This window comes from Actinocatenispora sera (assembly GCF_018324685.1).
GTDB lineage: Bacteria > Actinomycetota > Actinomycetes > Mycobacteriales > Micromonosporaceae > Actinocatenispora > Actinocatenispora sera.
In genome coordinates this window covers 4,152,931-4,171,951 of record NZ_AP023354.1, presented here as the reverse complement: position 1 = coordinate 4,171,951, position 19,021 = coordinate 4,152,931, and the positions used below count along the sequence as shown (strand labels likewise).

Genomic DNA, 19,021 nt, shown 5'->3' with positions numbered 1-19,021 from the left:
AGGGACGGCGGCCCGTGGCGTGCAGCGGTACTCAGGCTCGGCCGGAGGCCTTCTGGCTGCGGCGCGACACCGAGTCGATGACCACGGCGGCGAGCAGCACGACACCGGTCACCATGTACTGCGCGTAGTTGGTGATGCCGAGCAGGTTCATCCCGGCCGAGATGGACTGGATGACCAGCACCCCGAGCAGCGCCGAGAACGCCGAGCCACGGCCACCGAACAGGCTGGTACCACCGATGACGGCCGCGGCGATCGCGTACATCAGGATCTGCTGGCCGGTACCGGACTGGGTGACGCCGCGGTTGACCGACGCGTAGAACACGCCGCCGATCGCGGCCATCGTGCCGGAGATCGCGAACACGCTGATCCGCACCGCGGCGACGTTGATGCCGGCCCGGCGGGCGGCCTCGATGCTGCCGCCGACCGCGAACACCTTCCGCCCGTACGAGGTGTGGTTCAGCACGAAGCCGGCGATCAGGATGAACGCCAGGAAGATCAGCGGCGCCAGCGGCAGGCCACGGGCCTGGTTGAACACCACCGCGACGGCCAACAGGACCACCGCGAGCACCGCGCTGCGAATGATCACCTCGGTGACGCTGCGGGCCGGGATCCCGGCCCGCCGGCGGGCGAGGCTGCCGCGCAGGCTGATCAGGAAGTAGACCACCGCGACGGCGATCGCCACCAGGTAGCCCCAGAACAGCTGTTCGAAGTAGGTGTTGGTGAGCCGGTCGATCAGCCCGTTGGCGTTGGTCAGGTTGTACGAGCCGGTCTTGCCCAGCACCCACAGCGAGACGCCGAGCCAGCCCAGCAGACCGGCCAGCGTGACGATGAACGCCGGCACCCCGACCTTGGCGAAGAAGAAGCCGTGGATCAGCCCCATCACCAGGCCGGCGGCCACCGCGAGCAGGATCGACAGTCCCTCGCTCAGCCCCCAGGTCTGGTTCGCCACCGCGACGATCGCGGCACAGGCACTCGACACCGACCCGATGGACAGGTCGATCTCGCCCAGCAGCAGGACGAACACGATGCCGAGGGCGAGCATGCCGGTGGCCACGATGTTGATCGACAGCTCGGTCAGGTAGCTCGGCGACAGGAAACCGGAGTTGAGCGACTGGAAGATCGCCCAGATCACGATCAGCCCGACGACCACCGGGATCGAGCCGAGCTCGCCGCCGCGGACCCGGCGCCAGAACTCCCGCAGGTACCCGCGCACCCCGCCCTGGGCGAGGACCAGTCGCGGATCCACCTGCGCCGCCGGCGCGGCGGTCTGGTCGGTGTCGCTCACTTCTCCCCCTCGCCGGCCGGTTCGGATCCGGTGTGCCGTGCCGCGCGCCGGGTGACAGCGTTGTCGCTTGCCCCGGTGATCGCGGAGATGATCTGCTCCTGAGTGGTGTCCTGCATGTCGAAGACGCCGTTGTTGCGGCCCAACCGCAGCACCGCCACCCGATCGGCCACCGCGCCCACGTCGGCCATGTTGTGGCTGATCAGGATCACCCCCAGGCCGCGCTCCCCGCGCAGCCGCTCCACCAGGTCGAGCACCTGTGCGGTCTGCTCGACGCCGAGCGCCGCGGTCGGCTCGTCCAGGATGACGACCTTGGGGTCGCCGAGCAGCGACCGGGAGATCGCCACCGTCTGCCGCTGCCCGCCGGACAGCGACGCCACCGGGATGCGCACGCTCGGGATCTTGATGGACAGCGTGTCCAGCAGTTCCCGGGAGCGGCGCTCCATCTCCACCTCGTCGAGCAGCCCGAACCGGCGGATCTCCCGGCCGAGGAACAGGTTGCTCACCACGTCCAGGTTGTCCGCGAGGGCCAGATCCTGGTACACCGTCGCGATGCCCAGGTTGGTCGCGTCGTGCGGCTTGCCGATTGAGACCGGCCGGCCCTGCCACTCGATCACGCCCGAGTCGATCGTCTCGACCCCGGCGATCGTCTTCACCAGGGTGGACTTGCCGGCGCCGTTGTCACCGACCAGCGCCACGACCTCGCCCGCGTGGACCTCCAGGTCCACGTCGGCCAGCGCCTGCACCGCGCCGAACCTCTTGCTGATGCCGCGCAGCGCGAGCACTGGTGTGTCCGTCTGCGCCGGTGCGCTTGTCACCTCAACCATCCCTTGCCGTACGTCGCCGGAACCTGAAGAACCGGCCCGGGAACCGTGTCGGTTCCCGGGCCGTGCTTCAGCGAGTTACTTGATGCCGGCCTTCGTGCAGTCGGCCTTGTACTTGGCGGTGCAGATCTCCGACGGCTTCCAGTAGCCGTCCTTGACCACCGTCGACTCGATGTTGTCGAACGTCACCGTGGTCGCCGGGACGATCTTCGCCGGCACCGACACGGTGCCGTTGTTGACCTTGTCGCTGCTGCCGGTCCACTTCTTGCCGGTGGCCACGTCGACCGCCATCTCGGCGGCGGCCTGCGCCTGCGGCTTGATCGACTTGTAGATCGTGGCGTACTGCTCACCGGTCAGGATCCGCTGGATGCCGGCGAGCTCGGCGTCCTGACCGGTCACCGGCGGCAGCGGGGTGACGTTCGCGGCCTTGAGCGCGGAGATCGCGCCGCCGGCCATGCCGTCGTTCGCGGCGTACACACCGATGATGTTCTTCGCGCCGACCTTGCTGATCGCGCCGGCGACCTCCTGCCGCGCCTGGTCCGGGCTCCAGTCCTGGGTGTCGTACTCGGCACCCACGTTGACCTTGCCGTCCAGGACGCTGTGCATGCCCTTCTTGAAGTCCGGCGCGTTCGGGTCGTCGGGCGAGCCGTTGACCAGGATCACCTTGCCGCGCTTCGGGCTGCCCTTGGCCGAGATGGCCTTCAGGAACGCCTCGCCCTGCTGCTTGCCGATGTCGACGTTGTTGAACGACGAGTAGCCGGAGATCGGCCCCTGGGCGAGCCGGTCGTACGCGATGACCTTGACGCCCTGGTCGTGCGCCTTCTGCACCGACGACTTGATCGACTTGTAGTCGACCGAGTCCAGGATCAGCACCTTGGCGCCGGCCGCCAGTACCGCGTCCACCTGCTGGCGCTGAGTGTCGGCGTCCTGGTTGGCGTTGCGGTACTCGATGGTGCATTTCGGGCACAGCTTCTTGATGTCCGCCGCCAGGAACGGGTGGTCGAACTTCTCGTACCGGGCGGTCTTGGACTCCGGCAGCAAGATGCCGATCTTGAAGCCCTTGTCGACGCTGAGTTTCTCGCCGCCGCTGCCGCCGCCGGCCTGCTTGGCCTTGCCGCACCCCGCGACGCCGATGGCGATCACGGCTACGGCGGCGACGGCGAGCCCGCGACGCAAGTAAGTCCTCACGTGCACGAAACCTCCCTGACACAGGCCGCACTCACGCGGCCAAGTTCACGACAGTCAACCGCTATGTGCTGGCGTCGTCAACAAGTGAAGATGGATCGGCGCAAAACCGCGCCCATTCGTTATCTACCCGAACATTGCCCCGGTCATCAGCCCGAACGTGGTCAACCGCCGGCCGCCACGCCCACCGCCTGATCGGTCTCGGCCATCGCCAACGCCAACGCACCCAGCACCTCCGCGCGGGCCCCGAGCGTGCCCGGCAGCACCCGCAGCTGCCGGGCCGCGCTCGGGATCGCATACCGCGCCACCGACTCCTGCAACGGGCCGATCAGCAGATCACCGGCCGCCGCAAGGTCTCCACCGATGATCGCGCACCGGGGGTTCAGCAGGTTGCACAACGCCGCAACGCCCACGCCAAGGTGACGACCCATGTCGGCGAGTACCCGCCGACAGCCCGGATCACCCTCGTGCGCGAGCCGGATCGCCCGGGCCACGGTCACGTCCTCGCCGTGGCTGTCGCGCAACAGCGACAGCAGGTACTTCGCGTTGGCCTGGGTCTCCAGGCAGCCGCGGTTGCCGCACCGGCAGACCGGCCCCGACTCGTCCAGGGTGATGTGCCCGATCTCGCCGGCCGTCCCGCCGGCGCCGTGGTAGATCCGGCCGCCGAGCACCAGCCCGGCACCGATGCCGGTGGAGACCTTCAGGTACATCAGATCGCCCTGGTTCCGGCCGGCCCCGAACACCAGCTCGCCCAGCGCGCCCAGGTTGGCGTCGTTGTCCGCGTGTACCGGCAGGTCGACCCGCCGCTGCAGGGCCTCCCTGGGCCGCACCCCGATCCAGCCGGGCAGCAGCGCGCTGGAACCGATCTCCCCGGTGTCCACGTCGATCGGCCCCGGCACGCCCAGGCCGACCCCGAGCACCCGGTCGCGCCCGGCCCCGGCGCGCCGCAGCAGCGTGTCGATCAGCTCCTCCGCGCGGTCCAGCGCCTGCTCGGCGGACGTGTCCACGTCGGCGGGCACCGCGTCGGAGGCGAGTACCCGGTGGGACAGGTCGCCGACCGCGACCCGCAGGTGGGAGTGGCCGAAGTCGACGCCGACCACCAGCCCGGTGGACCGGCTCAGCGCCACCCGGCGCACCCGGCGGCCGCCGGCCGAGCCGGTCCGTACCTCGACCGCGCCGCCGTCGGCCAGCTCGTGCACGATGTTGGACACCGTCGCGGCCGACAGGCCGGTGCGACGGGAGATCTCGGCCTGGCTGAGCGCACCGGCGTCCCGCACTGCGCGCAGTACCCGGGTCACGTTCGCCCGGTGCAGCGAGGACTGCGACCCCGGTGGGTGGACGTCGGCGCCACGGCCAGGCATGCATGCTCCCTGCGTCCAGCCGGTACCCCGGGCGGACGCGTGGGGATCGGCACGGGTTTCGGCTACGAGTACAAGAACTGAAGCTATGGTGCGCCTGTGACACGTACATCCGTCAAGAGCCGAATCCGAACCGAGGCCTTCGGCGTACCCGTGCGGCAGCTCACCGCGGGCCCCGGGGCGGTGAAGGTAACTGCCCGGTAACGTTGCCCGGGTGGAGCTGATCGCCGACGCACTGCTGTTCGATCTCGACGGCACCCTGGTGGACTCGCTGCCCGCGGTGATCCGGTCCTGGACCGCCTGGGCCGCCGAACGCGGCATCAGCGAGGCGCGGTTCGCCTCGATCCAGACACACGGCCGCACCTCGCGCTCGATCGTGGCCGACCTGGTCCCCGCCGACGAGGTCGACGCGGCCGACGCCCGCATCCAGGAACTGGAACTCGCCGACCTGACCGGCGTCACCGCACTGCCCGGCGCCGCCGAACTGCTGGCCCGGCTCGACCCGGCGCGCTGGGCGGTCGTCACCTCCGGGGTTCGGCGGCTCGCCGCGGCCCGGTTGGCCGCGGCCGGGCTGCCCGCACCGCGGGTCCTGGTCAGCGCCGACGACGTCCGGCACGGCAAGCCCGACCCGGAGCCGTACCTGGCCGGCGCCGCCGGGCTCGGCGTCGCACCGCGACGCTGCGTGGTCGTCGAGGACGCGCCGGCCGGGCTGACCGCAGCCCGGGCCGCCGGCATGGCGACCGTCGCGGTGGCCGGTACGCACCGGCCGGAGGAGTTGAAGGCCGACCTGGTGCTGCCGAACCTCGCGCACCTTTCCGTGACCGGTACCAGCCGACTCGTCCTCGGCGCGGCCTGAACCGGGTGTTCCGGCGCGCGCGGGCGGGCCGTCCGGCTCGGCTGTGACGGCGGCCCGGCGCACGGTCACCGGGTCTGGCCGGGCCCGGCCACATCGGCTACGCTGCGGCAACACCGCGTGAGCGGGCGACAGCCGGGACGCGCGGACACCCCTGACCGCTGCGCCGCGCCGACGGCGGGCCCGGCACGACCGAGAGGGCAAGCCGACCCATGTCCGATGCCCTGACCATCCACCTACCCGCGCTGGGCGTACACCTGCGGCACGGGGTCAAGCACCTGCTCGAAGCGACGCTCATCCCGCTCGGGCTGTTCTACCTGGTCATGGCGTTGGTGGGGCTGCACGGCGCGCTGTTCGCCGCGCTCGGCTGGTCGCTGGCGGCGCTGACCTGGCGACTGGTCACCCGGCGGCCGATCCCGACGGTGCTCGCGTTCATGACCGCGCTGCTGGTGGTGCGCACCGCCGTCGGGTACGTCACCAACAGCGTGTTCCTGTACTTCCTGTCCCCCTCGCTGCAGGACTTCGTGATCGGGCTGGCGTTCCTCGCCCTGCTGCCGTTCGGCAAGTCGCTGATCGCCAAGCTCGCCGCCGACTTCTGCGTGTTCCCGGCCGAGCTGACCGACAACCCGCGGGTGCGACGGTTCTTCCACCAGGTCTCGGTGCTGTGGTCGTCGGTGTTCCTGGTCAGCGGCGGGCTGACGCTGTGGATGCTCGCCCGTACCAGCCTCGGCAGCTACCTGCTGATCGGCACCGCCGCGTCGTACTCGCTGATCGGCGTCGCGATCGTCGTCTCGCTGGTGTGGTTCCGCCGCTCGCTCGGCCGTGAGGGCATCCGGCTGCACCTGCCCTTCCGCGCCACCGCCTGAGCCGGCGACCGCCCGGCCGGGACGCGTGAGCGCCACCGCGGTCAGCTGAGCAGGTCCGACCAGAACGGCACCGTGGGCCGGGCGCCGGCGACCAGTTCCGGCGTGCAGCCGTCCGGACCGAACTCGGCGCGCAGGTAGCGGGGCAGGTCGGCGCCGTAGACGATGATGTCGCTCTGGTGCATCGACAGCACCGGGTGACCGGCCCGCCCACCGACCCCCGGCAGGTACCGGTGCGAGTAGATCGGCACCATCGGCGGCACGGTGGCGAGCTCGCGACGGGCCAGGGCGAGTGCGTCGGCCGTGGCGGCCGGCCGGCCGCCCCAGGCCGGGTACCAGAAGGCGCCGTGCTCCACCGAGAGGAGCAGTCCTTCGACCGGCCAGGCGAGCCGCTCCCGCAGCTCCGCCTCGGCGCCGTTGCGCCAGTCGGGGAAGCGCGGGCCGACCGGCAGCACGGCGGCGAGCAACGCCCGGTGGTCGGCGGCGAACCGGAAGCCGAACCGTGCCTCGACCGCCGACAGCTCCGCCTCGGTCAGGCCCGGTGCGAGCGGCGCCGGCAGCCACGTGACCGGATCGGTCATCGTTCCTCCCCCGGTACGCCCTCGGGAAGTCCCGTGCCCGGCTGCGCGGGGCCGGTTCGCTCGGCCGAAGCCACCCCGCCCGGCTCGAACAGCGCGACGCACTCCAGGTGCTGGGTCATCGGGAACGCGTCGAAGCCGCGCAGCTGGCTCAGCCGCCAGCCCAGCGCGGTGAACGTCGCGGTGTCGCGGGCCAGCGCGGCCGGATCGCAGGCGACGTAACAGACCGCGCGCGGGGCGGCCGCCACGATCTGCTCCACCACGGTGGCGCCCGCGCCGGAGCGCGGCGGATCCAGCAGCACCAGGTCGGCGGGGCCGAGCGACGGGAGTACCCGTTCGACCCGGCCGGCGACGACCTCGACCCGGGGCAGCTCGCGCACGTTGTGCCGGGCGGCGTCGGCCGCGCCGGGGTGCGACTCGACCAGCGTCACCGACCCGTCGGTACCGACCTCACGAGCCAGCGCGACGGCGAACAGCCCGGCCCCGCCGTACAGGTCGAAGGCGCGCTCGCCGGCGCGCGGCTCGAGCAGCTCCAGTGCGGTCGCCGCGAACGTGTCCGCGGCGGCCGGATGCACCTGCCAGAACGCCTCGGCCGGCAGCTCGAACTCGGTACCGATGGCCCGCTCGATCACCGTGGCCTCGCCGTACACCAGCCGGGTCACGGTCCGGCTCCGGCGCCGGTCCCGGCCGCGCCCCGCGGGCACCTCGCGGTGTTCCAGCACCGCGGGGTCACCGGCGGTGGAGGACACCACGGTCAGCTCGCTGCCCGGCCGCCAGCCGCGGTCGGTGACGGGCAGCTCCCGTACCGCGGGGTGGCGATCGGGCAGGCGTCGATCTCGACGATCCGGTGCGAGCGGTGCGCGCGCAGCCCGGCGCGCCCGGCCCGGTCCACCGCGTACCGCACCCGGGTACGCCAGTCGAGCGGGCCGCCGGGCAGCTCGGCGACCGTGACCTCCAGCGCGTCGACCTGGGCCTGCGTCAGCTTGCCCAGCCGTACCAGCAGCTCGGCGAGCACGTCGGCCTTGAGCCGGCGCTGCGCGGCCGGCGTCGCGTGCTGCCAGTCGCAGCCGCCGCAGCGCCCGGGCCCCGCGTACGGGCAGGGTGGCGGCACCCGGTCGGCGGACGCGGTGTGCACCACCACCGCGTCGGCGCGCAGGAACCCGCGCTTGACCTCGGTGACGGTGGCGTCGACGACCTCGCCGGGCAGCGCGTGCCGGACGAAGACGACCTGCCCCTCGTACCGGGCGACGCAGTGGCCGCCGGCGGCCACCTTGCCGACGGTCAGCCGCAGCGTGTCGCCGACCGCCGGGCCGGCCGGGGGCGCGGTCACCGGACCACCCGGACCGTCGCAGCCGGGAACGCGGCGCCCTGCCCGAGCTCCGGCCGGGCGCCGTTGAACAGCCCGATCAGCCCCTGCTGCGCTGCCCGTACCGCGGTCATCGGCGCAGCACCAGGTCGTCGGCGGAACCCGGATCGTCGCCGTCGCCGCCGGGGCGGCGGGCCACGCCGCGCCGGACCCGGCGGGCGTCGTCCCGGTTCTCGCTGGAGGCCAGCTGCCACGGCACGCTGGTGACCATCACGCCCGGCTCGAACAGCAGCCGCGCCTTGATCCGCAGCGCGCTCTGGTTGTGCAGCAGGTGCTCCCACCACTTGCCCACCACGTACTCCGGGATGAACACGGTGACCACGTCGCGCGGCGAGGTGCGGCGCATGTTCTGCACGTACGCGATGATCGGCCGGGTGATCTCGCGGAACGGGGAGTCGATCACGGTCAGCGGCACCGGCAGGTCGCGCTCGTCCCACTCGGCCTGCAGCCGGCGGGTGTCGGTGTCGTCGACGTTGACGGTCACCGCGGTCAGCGTGTCCGGGCGGGTCGCCCGGGCGTACTGGACGGCCCGCAGGGTCGGCAGGTGCAGCTGGCTGACCAGCACCACCGCATGGTTACGGGCCGGCAGGACGGCCCGCTCGTCCGGCGGCGCGAGCTCCGCGGCCACCTTGTCGTAGTGCCGGCGGATGCCGAGCATCAGCGCGTAGATCACCGCCATCGCGGCGATCGCGATCCACGCGCCGGCCAGGAACTTGGTGACCAGCACGATGATCAGCACCACGCCGGTCAGGCAGGCACCGAACCCGTTGATCGCCCGGGACCGCATCATCCGGTGCCGGGCGGACGGATCGCGCTCGGTGCGCAGCAGCCGGTTCCAGTGCCGCAGCATGCCGGTCTGCGACAGCGTGAACGACACGAACACGCCCACGATGTACAGCTGGATCAGCCGGGTCGGGTTGGCCTGGAACGCCAGGATCAGCACGCAGGCGAACACCGCCAGGAACAGGATCCCGTTGGAGTACGCCAGCCGGTCGCCCCGGGTGTGCAGCTGGCGCGGCAGGTACCGGTCCTGGGCAAGGATCGAGCCGAGCACCGGGAAGCCGTTGAACGCCGTGTTCGCGGCCAGCAGCAGGATGATCGCGGTCACCGCAGCGACGAAGTAGAAGCCCGGGGTGAAGTGCGCGAACACCGCACTGGCCAGCTGCGCGGTGACGGTCTTCTGCACGTACCCGTCGGGCGCGTCGACCAGCTGGGTGGCCGGGTTGTCGACGTACTGCACGCCGGTCAGGCGGGCCAGCAGCACGATGCCGACCAGCATGGTGATCGCGATGACACCGAGCAGCAGCAGCGTGGTCGCGGCGTTCTTGCTCTTCGGCTTGCGGAACGCGGGCACGCCGTTGGAGATCGCCTCGACACCGGTCAGCGCGGCCGAGCCGGACGAGAACCCGCGCAGCAGCAGGAAGAAGAACGCGAAGCCGGTCAGCGAGTGCTCGGGTTTGAGCGTCAGCCCGGCGCTGTCGGCCTTCACGCTCTGGCCCAGGACGAAGATCCGGAACAGGCCCACCAGGATCATCCCGATGATCGCGACCATGAACGCGTAGGTCGGGATGGCGAACGCGGTGCCGGACTCCTTGAGCCCGCGCAGGTTCGCCGCGGTCAGCAGCAGCACGCAGATCACCGCGATGATGACCCGGTGCTGCTCCACGAACGGGATCGCCGACCCCAGGTTGGCGATGCCCGACGAGGTCGACACCGCGACGGTCAGCACGTAGTCGACCATCAGCGCGCTGCCCACCGCCAGGCCGAACCGGCTGCCGAGGTTGACCGTGGTCACCTCGTAGTCGCCGCCGCCGGACGGGTAGGCGTGCACGTTCTGCCGGTAGCTCGCCACCACGGTGATCATCACGACCGACACGCACAGCGCGATCCAGGGCGAGAACGCGAGGGCGGCACCACCGGCCACCGACAGCGTCAGGAGGATCTCGTCGGGTGCGTACGCGACCGAGGACAGGGCGTCGGAGGCGAACACCGGCAACGCGATCCGCTTGGGCAGCAGCGTGTGCTGTAGCCGATCGGAGCGAAACGGCCGCCCCAGGACCAGCCGTTTCAGCAGCGACGTCGGAGAAGTCACGGAGGATAAGCGTACGGGCCCCTCGCCCGCCGCGCGCTCCGAGGCGCCCGGATGTCTCATCCGCCCGCCGCGGGCCGCCCCACCGGTACCCGTCGGCGCCAGGTACGGTTCGTCCGGCGGCGGCGCGGGAGGGCACCCCTGCGGCGCGGATACCGGATACTCGACGGGGAACGGCCCGGCGGGCGGTACCTGGGAGGCGGAGGCCGATGCACGTCGTGATCATGGGATGTGGCCGGGTCGGCTCGACCCTGGCCCACAGCCTCGAGGCGCGCGGCCACTCGGTCGCCGTGATCGACCAGAACGCGGAGGCGTTCCGCCGGCTCGGCGACGACTTCGGTGGCGTGACCGTCAACGGCACCGGTTTCGACCAGCAGGTGCTGACCGAGGCCGGAATCGAACGGGCCGACGCGTTTGCCGCGGTCTCGTCCGGCGACAACTCGAACATCATCGCCGCCCGGGTCGCCCGCGAGACGTTCGGCGTCACCAGCGTGGTGGCCCGCATTTACGACCCGCGCCGGGCCGAGGTGTACGAGCGGCTCGGCATCCCCACCGTCGCCACCGTGCGGTGGACCGCCGACCGGATCCTGCGGCACATGCTGCCGGAGGGGCACATCGAGATGTGGCGCGACCCCACCAACTCGGTGGCGATCATCGAGGCGTCGCTGGATCCCGGCTGGGTGGCGTACCCGCTGCGCGCGCTGGAGGAGGCCACCGGCGCCCGGGTGGCGTACCTGATGCGCTTCGGAATCGGCACCCTGCCCACCGCATCCACCGTGTTGCAGGACGGTGACCAGGTGTTCTTTCTGGTCACCGACGACATGCAGGACACGGTGACGGCGACCGCCGGGGCCGCACCGGCCGACTCGGCGCACTAGGAGGTTCCCATGCGGATCGCGATCGCCGGTGCCGGCAACGTCGGCCGCTCCATCGCCCAGGAACTGCTCGACAAGGGCCACCAGGTCCTGCTGATCGAACGGGCACCGGCCGCCATCCGGCCCGAACGGGTGCCGGACGCCGAGTGGATGCTCGCCGACGCGTGCGAGCTGTCCAGCCTCACCGACGCCGAGCTGGACAGTTGCGACGTCGTGGTCGCCGCGACCGGCGACGACAAGTCCAACCTGGTCGTGTCGCTGCTGGCCAAGACCGAGTTCGCGGTCAACCGGGTGGTCGCCCGGGTCAACCGCGCCGAGAACGAGTGGCTGTTCACCGAGCAGTGGGGCGTCGACGTCTCGGTCTCCAAGCCGCGACTGATGGCCGCGCTGGTCGAGGAGGCGGTCAGCGTCGGCGACCTGGTCCGGCTGATGAGCTTCCGGCAGGGCCAGGCGAACCTGGTCGAGATCACCCTGCCGCCGCACGGGCCGCACGTCGGCAAGCCGGTACGGGAGGTGCCGCTGCCACACGACAGCGCGCTGGTGGGCATCGTCCGCGGCCGCCGGGTCCTGGTGCCCAGCCTGGACGACCCGATCGAGGCCGGCGACGAGCTGGTGTTCGTCTGCATTCCCGAGGTCGAGTCAGAGGTTCGCCGCGTCATCCTCGGCGCCGCCGAGCCCACCCCACCCACCGACGACTGACCCCCGTCCCTCCCGGCGCGGCCTCCCCCAGGCAAAGTTGATCAAGGGATTCGTTCGCGTCGACCGGGTGAAATGTGGCCGAATCCCTTGATCGACATCGTGCGCCCTTGATCGACACCCCCGGCGCCGGTTGTCCGGCGGATCAGGCCGCAGGACGTCTGCGGGCGTCGGCCGGGCAACCAGGGCGTCGGTTGTCCCGGCGAATCAGGCCGCGGGACGTCTGCGGCCGTCAGCCGGGCAACCAGGGCGTCGGTTGCCCGAGCGAATCAGGCCGCAGGACGTCTGCGGCCGTCGGCCGGGTAAGAGGCGCGCGCAAGAGCCGCCCGTACCGCGGCCGGGATCGTCTCCGGCCGCAGGGTGTCCTTCCAGGTGAACCGCAGCATCCGATACCCGGCAGCGACGAGCAGGTTCTGCCGCCGCCGATCGTGAAACAGCGCTTCCGGACCGCCGTGCGGCCCTTCGCCGTCCGCTTCCACCAGCAGCTTCTGTCGCCGCCAGGCGAAATCGGCGCGCGCCAGCAGCACACCGTCCCCGTCGAGGACCTCGTACTGCAGATCGGACGGTGGGACCCCACCATCGATGCAGCGAAGCCGCACCCGTGTTTCGAGCGGCGACTCGGCCACTGCCGTCTCTCCCAGCCACTGCCGGGCCCGGATGCATCCGCGTCGACCCCGCAGCAATGGCTCGACCTGGCCGACATCGTCGATCAGTCGTGCCTGCAGCGCGGAGTCAAGCAGCGCCACCGCGTCGTACCGCGACATTCGCAGGATCAGGTCCGCGACCGTGCGAACCGGGGTCGTACATGGCACACCGGCGACCGCCGTGCGGTCGGCGCGGTCATGGACGAGTTGATGGATCCGGAGTGTCCTGTCCCGCCGACGCTGAGCACGAACCTGATCCGGCGGGACCGAGACATGCAGTTGCCCCGGCGATCGCGGCACCGCCAGCCGGTGGAGCAGGGCGGCGGTCTGCAGCACGCACACGCTGCCCGCCGGGACCGAGGACACGGCAGCCTGCGCCAGCGCGACCGACTCGTCCTCGACCATGCGCTCGACCAGGTAGACACCGTGCAGCGCGCGGCGCCAGCGGCCGTGGCGGCAGGCGCCACGAACGTCGCCGATCGCGACGCCGAGTTTCCGACACTGCGCGGCGGTGATGACGCCGTGCCGACTCGCCGCGAGGTCTTCGGCATCTCGTAGTGCGGTCATGCGCCGAGACTCCCCGCTCCGAGCCCCCGCATCGACCCGACCGCCGTCCCCTGTGGACAACCGGGCCCCCTGTGGACACCCGACCACCCCGTCACCCCCACCGCCCCCGCCCTCGTTGATCAAGGGCCGCAGGAGTTGATCAAGGGATCGCGACAGCGCGTCCAGGCACAACGTGCCCAATTCCCTTGATCAACTCGGCGAGGCCTTGATCAACTCGGCGGGACCTTGATCAACGAGGGCGGGGGGACGGGCGGGGGTCAGGCGGGGGTGGGGCGGGGTCGGTTCGGGCGGCGCGACGGACCGCCCACAGCGTGATGGCGAGCTGGGCGACGTAGAGCGGCCAGGACAGGGCGACCCGGGACAGGCCCAGCAGCGTCGGCGCGTCGGCCCAGTAGAGGATGCCCTGGACGGCACCGCGCAGCACGAAGCAGGCGGCCCACAGCAGGGTCAGCCACTGGAACACCCGCAGCAGCCGGCCGCTCTCCCGCCAGGTGTGCTTGCCGCCGGTCATCACGATGCCCCAGACGTACCCGATGAGCGGGCGCCGGGCGACCATCGAGCCGAGCAGGATCGCCGCGTACCCGAACGCGATGAAGATGCCGGGTGCGTAGAAGTCCTTCGCCTGGCCGGTCTTCCAGGCGATGACCCCGCCGATGGCGATGCCGAACAGGCCGTTCACCGCGTGCCGGACCGGCTGATGCCGGATCAGCCGGTAGAGGCCGATCAGCACCGCGATGCCGACCGCCGCGATCAGCGCCGGGCGCAGCGACACCGCGATGTTGACGCCGATGAACACCAGGACCGGGATGCACGACTCGAGCACCCCGCGGATCCCGCCGAGCTGGGTCGACATCTGCTCGGAGAACGTCGGTACCGCCTCGTCGGCGGTGGTCGGGGCGGCCGACTCGGCGTGCTCGTCGGCGCTCACTCGATCACCTCGGCGTCTCCAGCTCGTAGTACGGGTTGTAGATGACCTTGCGGTCGTCGCGCATCGCGACCCGGCCCCGAACCGTGAGCATCCGCCCCGGTTCGATGCCGGCGATGTGCCGACGGCCCAGCCACACCAGCGTGACCACGTCGGTGCCGTCGAACAGATCGGCTTCCAGCGTGGGCAGGTTCGTGCGTGGCGTGTAGACCACAGTACGCAGTCGGCCGGTAACGGTGACAAGCTGGCCCCGCCCACAGGACCGGGCCGGGGTGCATCCCGACTCGGCACTTCCCCGTTGCAGGTCCTCCGCCTCCAGCTCCGCATCGCTCGCGGCGATGCGGCGCAGGAACCGTTTGATCGACGACTCGCGTTCGCCGGTCGTCATGACCGTTGTTGCACCTCCCTGGGCGTGCGCCCGCTCAGCAAGCGTACGCCGTTTCCACGACAAAACGATGACCCGAAAAGTCGGGTATCCGGCCTGCTGTGCGTACCGTCGGGACACCGGCCCGAGGAGACGGCCGGCGGCACGGTTTCGGTACGAGGAGGGTGTCCGGCGGTGCCCCGCAGCGGCTCCGTGGACGTGACGGCGGCGCGCTCCAGCGCCGCCGCCGGGATGGCATCGGTGATCGTCAGGGCTGGCCCGGCCGTACCGCCGGGCCCGGTATGCGGAGGCACCGCGGGCCTACCGACCCGCCCCGTCGGGCCCGTCGGGGCCGTCGACGTCCTGCTCCGCGGCGGCCTGCTGCTGCTCGACCGCCTCGGGCGGCAGCCGCAGCGGCAGCGGATCGCGGACCGGCATCGCCTCACCGCCGCGCTCCACCACGATCTTGCCCAGGCAGTCGAGCAGTTCCGGCGCCGCGGCCGGGTCGGCCGCCGCCTCGCCGTGGAAGACCGCCCGCAGGAACCACCGGGGACGGTCGATGCCGACGAACCTGACCTGCTGCGGCCCCTCCGGGGTGGTGATTCGGCCGACCAGCTCCGGACCGTAGGTCCCGCGCTTCTCGGTGACGGTGCCGCCCTCGGACTCGACGCCCTCGCGCAGTTCGGCGCGCACTTCGTCCCAGATGCCCTCGCTGCGTGGGGCCGCGAACGCGCCGACCTGCACCGCGCTGGGACCGGCGATCAGTGCGACGGCCGCGATCTCGCCCTGCTCGTTCGCCTGGATCTGCACCTCGACGCCGGGCAGCGCCGGGATCTTCAGGCTGCCCAGGTCGAGCCGCTCCAGCCCGTCGTCCGGGGCGTCGTCGATGTCGTACGGCCCGCGCTCGGCGTCCTCCTCGGCGTCATCGTCGCCGTCCTCGCCGTCATCGTCGCCGTCGCCGTCGCCGTCGTCATCGGCGTCATCCGCGTCGTCGGAGCCGGCCGCCGCGGTGTCGTCCGCGCCGGCAGCGGCCTCGTCCGCCTCGTCGCCGGTCGTGGACTCGTTGTCGCGCGTCTCGTCGACCGGCTCCGACTCGTCGGCCGATTCGTTGGCCTTGCGCCGCTTGAACAGGCTCACTCGGCCACCTCGCCGCACCCGTAGATGGTCACTGACTCTCCAGCGTCGTCTCGTCGATCCGGACCGGTGGGCGGTGCGGACCGGTCGGCCGGGGTGAACCCACCGGTCGAACCGTGCCCACCGGCGCCGCGGGACGACTCCGGCAACTGCTCGACCGGACGAAACCGGGCCCGTTCCACCCGCTGCACGACGAGTTGTGCGATCCGGTCGCCGCGATGCAGCCGGGCGGTCCGGGCCGGGTCGTGATTGACCAGGTTGACCAGAATCTCACCGCGGTAGCCGGCATCGACCGTACCCGGTGCGTTGAGCACCGTCACACCCAGCCGGGCCGCCAACCCGGAGCGGGGGTGCACCAGCCCGACGTACCCGTCCGGCAGCGCAATCGCCACCCCGGTCGGGACCAGCGCACGCTCACCCGGCGCGAGCGTGACGTCGCGCGACGCCACCAGATCGGCACCGGCGTCGCCGGGCTGCGCGTACGCCGGCAGCGGTAGTTCCTCGTCCAGCCGCTGAACCAGCACGTCCACCACGCCGGCGGCATCGACGGTGCCCACCAGGTCTCCTCCCGAGCTCGACCGCGCCGTACGCTCGGTCCGTGACCGACGAACCTACGCAACCGCGGTACCGGGAACGGTACGCGGTGCCGCTCTGGTTCTGGCCGGCCGGGCTGGCACTCGGCGCCCTGCTCGCCGCGCTGTTCGACGGCCCGCTCAGCCGCTACCCGGGCTGGCCCGCGTACGTGGTCGTGCTCGGCCTCGTCGTCGCCGGCCTGTGGTGGTGGGGACGGATCCGGCTGGCGGTGACCGACACCGAGTTCATCATCGACGACGCGCGGCTGCCGCGCTCGGTGATCGCCGCGGTCGAACCGCTCGGCGCGGACGACAAGCGGCGGCTGCTGTCGGTCGACGCGCACCCGCTCGCGTTCGTGATCCAGCGCCCGTGGATCTCCGGTGCGGTCCGAATCGTGCTCGACGACCCGCAGGACCCCACCCCGTACTGGATCGTCAGCTCCCGGCATCCGCAGCGGCTCGCCGACGCGCTGCACCGCACCGCCGACCAGCCGGCCTGACCCACCTGCCAGCCGACCGGGCCGGACGACCGCCCCGCCGGGCCGCGCTGCGTCGCCGCGGTCAGCGGGGTGGTGCGGCCGGGTGCCAACCCGGTGGGTACCCGCCGGGCGGCGGGGTCGGCCGGATCGCGTGGCGAGCCAGGTCGCGACGGACCGCACCGCCGACCGCGCGGGTGGCCCGCCGGTTCAGCTCGGCGCCGACCGCGGCGCCGGTCAGCAGCGGCCCGAGCGTGGTCAGGTTGCGGCCGAACCGGCGCAGCAACCGGTCGGCCAGTTCGCGCCGCGCGGCGAGGCCCAGCGAGGCGCCGAGCCCGCGGCCGGCGCTGGCCAGGGTGATGCCGCGGCGGCCGGCCCAGGAGCCGACCAGGGAGACCGCCCGGCTCGGGCCGCGCGGCACCGGAATGCGGTACACCTCGTGCAACTCACCGATCAGCTTCAGTTCCACCGCCACCACGGTCACCGTCTCGGCGGACAGCAGTACCGGCGCGGTGAGCAGGGTCGGTGGCGCGGTCCACTCGAGCGCGGACAGCCCGCCGCCTGCCGCGCCGATCGCGGCAGTCACCCGGCTGGCGTTGCGGACCAACCGCTCGGCGAGCGCCTCGCCGTCCAACCCCGGGTAGTGCCGCTGCAGCGTGGCCAGGTCACGGACCGGCAGGTGCGGCGCGACCTCGAGCACGGTCTCGCCGATCCAGCGCAGCGCACCGCGCGGCCGGGACAGCAGTCGCCAGCCGGTGCGGCCGGCCTGCCCGGCCAGCCGGCCGAGCAGCCGCCGGCGTTCGGTGGGCGGCAGATCGTCGGCGGTCAGGTCGGCGATGGTCGCGACGAGGTCGTCCTGGACGGACAGTTCGGCGACCGAGGCGACCGGGCTGCCGTCGGCGGCGACCACGTCGCCGGACAGCGCCGCGTCGGCGCGATCCTCGTCACCGCTCATCCGTGCCCACCCGCCTTCGCCCGGCGCCGCCGACCCGGCAGTCCGCCGCGGTCGGTGTCGCCGGTACGCGGGCCCGTCGGCCCGGCACACCGGCGGCACCGACCGCCGAGGAACTGCCGCTTTCACCATGGTGCCCCGGCGTGGTGCGCATCGGCATCACCTCGGGGCACGGTCGTGGGCGTAACCACCGGCGTCGGATCACCCGACGCCCGTGGTCATGCCGCGCATTCGACGCAGATCAGCTCCCCGTTCTTCTGGGCGGCGAGCTGGCTGCGGTGATGCACCAGGAAGCACCGCGAGCAGCGGAACTCGTCCTGCTGCATCGGCAGGACCTTGACGGTCAGTTCCTCGTCGGCGAGGTCCGCGCCGGGTAGCTCGAAGCTCTCGGCAACCTCGGTCTCGTCGACGTCGACACTGCCCGACTGCGCGTCCTGCCGACGTGCCTTGAGTTCCTCAAGGCTGTCCTCCCCCAGCTCGACCTCGTCGCGCCGTGGAGCGTCGTAGTCGGTGGCCATCGATTTCACTCTCCCGTTTTCACATCCGTGCGCCCGGTGTAACGCCGCGCGGACCGGTCGCAGTCCCGTACCGCATCCGCTTCCCCCCACGGATACCGGTGACCGGTCGTTCGGCCCTCCCCTACAAAGCCGAGTGGAAGGAAACGACCCCGCCGGGCCGGGAACCTTACCTTCCCTCTCGGAGGGATGTACGTCCTGCCTCCGTTCGTTGTTCCCGATGTGACCGAGGCGACACACTAAGCTGTCCGGGGGCGAGGTCACACACGCCGCGCCGGACGCCTGTACCGCACATTCGGGGTGCACACGTTAACCTCTGCGCGAGGCGCGTACGCGGGCGCGGCTCGGCGGGCAAATGGGGGGTCGGGGATGAGCCTGTCGCGGGTCCGGTCGCTGGCGATTCTCGGCGCCCTGATGCTCATCGCCGTGGTCGTGGTCACCTGGACCCTGCTCTCGGACAAACAGAGCAGCCAGGCGGACGGTGGCCACAGTTGCCCGCCCGGCGCCAAGCCGGCGAACACGACCATGCCCAAAGAGCAGGCGGTCAAACTCAACGTCTACAACTCCACCGACCGCGCCGGCCTGGCCGAGGGCACCTCGACCAAGCTGAAGGCGGTCGGTTTCCACGTCGTGTCGGTCAAGCAGGACCCCACCGGTACGGTCGTGCAGGGCTCGGCGCAGATCCGGTTCGGCCGCAAGGCGGTCGGCGCCGCGCAACTGATGCGCGCGTACGTTCCGGGCGCCACCATGCAGTACGACCCGGGTCGGGAAACCGACACGATCGACCTGGTGCTCGGCGAGAAGTTCCAGGCCATTCGCGGGCCGAGCGACGTGAAGGAGGCCGAGGTCACCCTCGGCGACCCGACCCCGCCGCCCGGCACCTGCTGAGCCGGCGCGACCGGG

At 71.8% G+C, this 19,021-nt stretch carries 19 protein-coding genes and 1 pseudogene; 6 read left to right on the top strand and 14 right to left on the bottom strand.

What is annotated here, in order from left to right:
- Positions 1 to 31: 31 nt before the first annotated feature.
- From Asera_RS19925 to Asera_RS19910, 4 genes are all read right to left on the bottom strand, one after another.
- Positions 32 to 1,285, bottom strand: coding sequence for a sugar ABC transporter permease (locus Asera_RS19925; protein ID WP_030444712.1), 1,254 nt, complete (start codon positions 1,283 to 1,285; stop codon positions 32 to 34).
- A complete protein-coding gene (locus Asera_RS19920) occupies positions 1,282 to 2,109 on the bottom strand; it encodes an ATP-binding cassette domain-containing protein (RefSeq protein WP_030444713.1) in 828 nt (275 codons plus the stop codon). The genes Asera_RS19925 and Asera_RS19920 overlap by 4 nt, the downstream gene beginning before the upstream one ends.
- Positions 2,110 to 2,184: 75 nt before the next feature.
- The gene (locus tag Asera_RS19915) at positions 2,185 to 3,294 is read right to left on the bottom strand and encodes a substrate-binding domain-containing protein (RefSeq protein WP_035295418.1); all 1,110 of its coding nucleotides are present in this window, start codon (positions 3,292 to 3,294) and stop codon (positions 2,185 to 2,187) included.
- A 161-nt stretch (positions 3,295 to 3,455) separates the two neighbouring features.
- Positions 3,456 to 4,652 carry an ROK family transcriptional regulator gene (locus Asera_RS19910; RefSeq protein ID WP_051801734.1) on the bottom strand — a complete coding sequence of 399 codons (1,197 nt, stop codon included), beginning with the start codon at positions 4,650 to 4,652 and terminating at the stop codon, positions 3,456 to 3,458.
- 211 nt (positions 4,653 to 4,863) lie between these two features.
- Here Asera_RS19910 and Asera_RS19905 point away from each other — a divergent pair, with 211 nt between their 5' ends.
- Positions 4,864 to 5,505 (top strand): HAD-IA family hydrolase, encoded by a 642-nt coding sequence (locus tag Asera_RS19905; RefSeq protein ID WP_030444716.1) that lies wholly within the window; start codon positions 4,864 to 4,866, stop codon positions 5,503 to 5,505.
- Positions 5,506 to 5,714: 209 nt separating this feature from the next.
- On the top strand, positions 5,715 to 6,368 hold the full coding sequence (locus Asera_RS19900) for a VC0807 family protein (RefSeq protein ID WP_030444717.1): 654 nt from the start codon (positions 5,715 to 5,717) through the stop codon (positions 6,366 to 6,368).
- Positions 6,369 to 6,409: 41 nt separating this feature from the next.
- Here Asera_RS19900 and Asera_RS19895 read toward each other — a convergent pair whose 3' ends face one another.
- The 3 genes and pseudogenes from Asera_RS19895 to Asera_RS19885 form a co-directional block, all read right to left on the bottom strand.
- The gene (locus Asera_RS19895; RefSeq protein ID WP_035295421.1) at positions 6,410 to 6,946 is read right to left on the bottom strand and encodes a hypothetical protein; all 537 of its coding nucleotides are present in this window, start codon (positions 6,944 to 6,946) and stop codon (positions 6,410 to 6,412) included.
- Positions 6,943 to 8,273 (bottom strand): annotated as a pseudogene (locus tag Asera_RS19890) (class I SAM-dependent RNA methyltransferase). The gene Asera_RS19895 and the pseudogene Asera_RS19890 overlap by 4 nt, the downstream one beginning before the upstream one ends.
- 106 nt (positions 8,274 to 8,379) lie before the next feature.
- Entirely contained in the window at positions 8,380 to 10,401 is a 2,022-nt protein-coding gene (locus Asera_RS19885; RefSeq protein WP_051801735.1) for an APC family permease, read from the bottom strand.
- 206 nt (positions 10,402 to 10,607) lie between these two features.
- Between Asera_RS19885 and Asera_RS19880 the strand changes: the two genes are divergently transcribed.
- On the top strand, positions 10,608 to 11,276 hold the full coding sequence (locus Asera_RS19880; RefSeq protein WP_030444721.1) for a potassium channel family protein: 669 nt from the start codon (positions 10,608 to 10,610) through the stop codon (positions 11,274 to 11,276).
- A gap of 9 nt (positions 11,277 to 11,285) precedes the next feature.
- A complete protein-coding gene (locus Asera_RS19875) occupies positions 11,286 to 11,972 on the top strand; it encodes a potassium channel family protein (RefSeq protein WP_030444722.1) in 687 nt (228 codons plus the stop codon).
- A 266-nt stretch (positions 11,973 to 12,238) separates the two neighbouring features.
- Here the strand turns inward: Asera_RS19875 and Asera_RS19870 are convergent, their stop codons facing one another.
- From Asera_RS19870 to dut, 5 genes are all read right to left on the bottom strand, one after another.
- Entirely contained in the window at positions 12,239 to 13,180 is a 942-nt protein-coding gene (locus Asera_RS19870; protein ID WP_051801737.1) for a type IV toxin-antitoxin system AbiEi family antitoxin domain-containing protein, read from the bottom strand.
- Positions 13,181 to 13,409: 229 nt separating this feature from the next.
- On the bottom strand, positions 13,410 to 14,108 hold the full coding sequence (locus Asera_RS19865; protein ID WP_244843953.1) for a DUF3159 domain-containing protein: 699 nt from the start codon (positions 14,106 to 14,108) through the stop codon (positions 13,410 to 13,412).
- Positions 14,109 to 14,112: 4 nt separating this feature from the next.
- Positions 14,113 to 14,493, bottom strand: coding sequence for an OB-fold nucleic acid binding domain-containing protein (locus tag Asera_RS19860; protein ID WP_030444725.1), 381 nt, complete (start codon positions 14,491 to 14,493; stop codon positions 14,113 to 14,115).
- Positions 14,494 to 14,790: 297 nt separating this feature from the next.
- Positions 14,791 to 15,606: a DUF3710 domain-containing protein gene (locus Asera_RS19855; RefSeq protein ID WP_051801740.1), complete on the bottom strand. Its 816-nt coding sequence runs from the start codon at positions 15,604 to 15,606 to the stop codon at positions 14,791 to 14,793.
- Complete coding sequence (gene dut, locus Asera_RS19850; RefSeq protein ID WP_051801742.1) at positions 15,603 to 16,160, bottom strand: dUTP diphosphatase; 558 nt, start codon at positions 16,158 to 16,160, stop codon at positions 15,603 to 15,605. The genes Asera_RS19855 and dut overlap by 4 nt, the downstream gene beginning before the upstream one ends.
- 41 nt (positions 16,161 to 16,201) lie before the next feature.
- Between dut and Asera_RS19845 the strand changes: the two genes are divergently transcribed.
- On the top strand, positions 16,202 to 16,675 hold the full coding sequence (locus Asera_RS19845; protein ID WP_030444728.1) for a DUF3093 domain-containing protein: 474 nt from the start codon (positions 16,202 to 16,204) through the stop codon (positions 16,673 to 16,675).
- Positions 16,676 to 16,736: 61 nt separating this feature from the next.
- On the opposite strand, the gene Asera_RS19840 is transcribed toward Asera_RS19845, so the two are convergent.
- Together Asera_RS19840 and Asera_RS19835 are read right to left on the bottom strand one after the other, a co-directional pair.
- Positions 16,737 to 17,606: a hypothetical protein gene (locus Asera_RS19840; RefSeq protein WP_244843951.1), complete on the bottom strand. Its 870-nt coding sequence runs from the start codon at positions 17,604 to 17,606 to the stop codon at positions 16,737 to 16,739.
- 215 nt (positions 17,607 to 17,821) lie between these two features.
- Positions 17,822 to 18,121 (bottom strand): DUF4193 domain-containing protein, encoded by a 300-nt coding sequence (locus tag Asera_RS19835; RefSeq protein ID WP_030444730.1) that lies wholly within the window; start codon positions 18,119 to 18,121, stop codon positions 17,822 to 17,824.
- Positions 18,122 to 18,487: 366 nt separating this feature from the next.
- Here Asera_RS19835 and Asera_RS19830 point away from each other — a divergent pair, with 366 nt between their 5' ends.
- On the top strand, positions 18,488 to 19,006 hold the full coding sequence (locus tag Asera_RS19830; RefSeq protein ID WP_030444731.1) for a LytR C-terminal domain-containing protein: 519 nt from the start codon (positions 18,488 to 18,490) through the stop codon (positions 19,004 to 19,006).
- Positions 19,007 to 19,021: the final 15 nt, after the last annotated feature.